General features: G+C 65.4%; 1 protein-coding gene and 1 pseudogene. Both read left to right on the forward strand.

From position 1 onward, the window contains the following. On the forward strand, nt 1-1,791 hold a 1,791-nt coding region (locus Q0D45_RS21420; protein ID WP_293397909.1), incomplete at its 5' end, for an efflux RND transporter permease subunit. A 58-nt stretch (nt 1,792-1,849) separates the two neighbouring features. After that, nucleotides 1,850-2,482, forward strand: a pseudogene (locus Q0D45_RS21425) (amidase); the annotation flags it as partial.

Consider the following 2,482-nt stretch of genomic DNA (forward strand, 5'->3'; position numbering starts at 1 on the left):
GTGGTGTTCCTGCCGCTGCTGTTCATGGGCGGCCTGTCCGGCCGCTTGTTCCGCGAGTTCGGCGTGACCATCGCCGGCGCGGTGCTGATCTCGGCGATCGTGGCGCTGACCCTGACGCCGATGCTCAGCGCCCGTCTGCTGAAGGCGCATCAGGGCCATGGCTGGCTGTTCACCCGCACCGAGCCGATGTTCGATGCGCTGGAGCACAGCTATGCGCGCGGCCTCGGCGGCTTCCTGCGCTTCCGCTGGAGCGCCCTGCTGGTGCTGGCGATCTCGGCCGGTCTGATCTGGGTGCTGATGGGTCTGCTGCCGCACGAGCTGGCGCCGATGGAAGATCGCGGCCGGGTCTGGGTACGCGCCACGGCGGCTGAAGGTGCCAGCTACGACTACATGCAGAACTTCATGGACGACGTCACGGCAGCGACTGCCGACCGAGTGCCGGAAGCACATCTGATGATGACCCAGGTGCCGGGCTTCGGCGGCTCCAACGGCGTCTCCGGGCCGGTCAACAATGGCTTCGTGCGGGTGTTCCTGAAGGAGCGCGAGGATCGCCAGCGGACCCAGGGCGAGATCGCTGCAGACCTGCAGGCGATGGCCAAACGTTTCAACGGTGCCCGCGTCAACATCACCCAGGAAGCGAGCATCGGCGACCGCCGCGCTGCGCAGGCCGGCGTCCAGTACGTGGTGCAGGCGCTGGAGATCACCGAACTCGCAGAAGTGCTGCCGAAGTTTCTCGAAGAGGTGAAAGCCAGCCCGGTGTTCACCTTCGTCGACTCGGATCTGAAGTTCAACAAGCCGGAAGTGAAGGTCAGCATCGACCGCGCGAAGGCGCAGACCTTGGGTGTATCCGCGCAGGACATCGCCCAGACCTTGCAGGCGGCGCTCAGCGGCCAGCGCTTCGGCTACTTCATCCTCAATGGCAAGCAATATGACGTGATCGGCCAGCTGACGCGCGATTTCCGCTCGCGGCCGGATGCGCTCGAAGGCTTGTCGGTACACAACGCAAGCGGCGAGCTGGTGCGGCTCGACAATCTGGTGACCATGGTCGAAAGCAGCTCGCCGCCGGAGCTGTACCGCTTCAACCGGCTGGCGGCGGCGACCATCTCCGGCACCCTGGCGCCCGGCCACACCATCGGCGAAGGCATCGCCGTGTTCGATGCTGCCGCCAAGAAAGTGCTCGACAGCCGCTACACGACGACCTTGACCGGCGCCGCGCGTGACTTCGTGCAGAGCTCGTCGTCGCTGGGCATCGTCTTCCTGCTGGCGCTGGTGCTGATCTATCTAGTGCTGTCGGCACAGTTCGAAAGCTTCAGCGATCCGCTGGTGATCCTGCTCACCGTGCCGTTGGCGCTGGCCGGCGCGCTCGGCGCGCTATGGATGTTCGATCAGACTTTGAACGTGTTTTCGCAGATCGGCCTGATCATGCTGATCGGCCTGGTGACCAAGAACGGCATCCTGATCGTCGAGTTCGCCAATCAGCGTCGCGACGCTGGCGCCGCGTCGGCACTGATCGCCGTGCGCGAAGCGGCGGCAGCGCGTCTGCGGCCGATCCTGATGACCACCTTGGCCACCTTGCTCGGCATCCTGCCGATCGCGCTGGCGCTCGGCGCCGGCTCGGAAAGCCGGATGTCGATGGGCATCGCGGTGATCGGCGGGCTCTTGATCGGCAGCCTGCTGACCCTGTTCGTGATCCCGGCGATGTACGTGATGCTGAACGCGCTGGTTGGCGGCAAGCGTCATGCGCCAGCCAGCGGCAGCATCCCGCTGGAATCACCGCCGGTTGCGCGGTAGGGGAGCGGTCATCGCTTACGTCGGTACAGGTAGGGCTGTATCGAACGGAGGGAGTGCGATGCTGCGTCAACGGCTGCAGATTCTGATCATGTCGGTGCTTGCGCTCGGCGCCGGCGTTTCCCAGGCCGCCGACAAGGCCTTCCACTTGCAGGAAACCTCGATCGAGGCAATCCACAACGGCATCCGCTCCGGCGAAGTCAGCTGCAAGCAGATCGTCGAAGCCTATGTGGCGCGCAGCAAGGCTTACAACGGCGTCTGCACGGCACTGGTCACGGCTGACGGCGCCAAGGCGGGCAGCGTGCTCGGCACCATGCGCGGCGGCGCGCCGATCAAGTTCCCGACCAAGACCGTGGCCTTCAGCAGCCTGGTGCCGGACTTCAGCAAGTACAAGGGTCAGACGCCGGACTACGGCCGCATGGAAGCGACGATGTCCGATCCTTCCGTGTTCCAGCAGTACGGCATGGTCGCCGGCATCCCGAACGCCAAGCAGATCAGCGGCCTGGACACGATCAATCTCCGCGGCGAGCGTTCGGTGTCCTGCAAGGCCGAATGCGATAGCGCCACCGGCGCGCTGCCGGCGAGTTGCCCGAAGGCCTGTGACAGCTTCCGCCAGCAGCCGGATGCCATCGAGCGTGCTGCCGAACTCGACAAGCAGTACGGCAAGAATCCGGACCTGGCGGCGCTGCCGATG

It is taken from the genome of Nevskia sp., assembly GCF_023266035.1.
In the GTDB taxonomy this organism is placed as follows: Bacteria; Pseudomonadota; Gammaproteobacteria; order Nevskiales; family Nevskiaceae; genus Nevskia.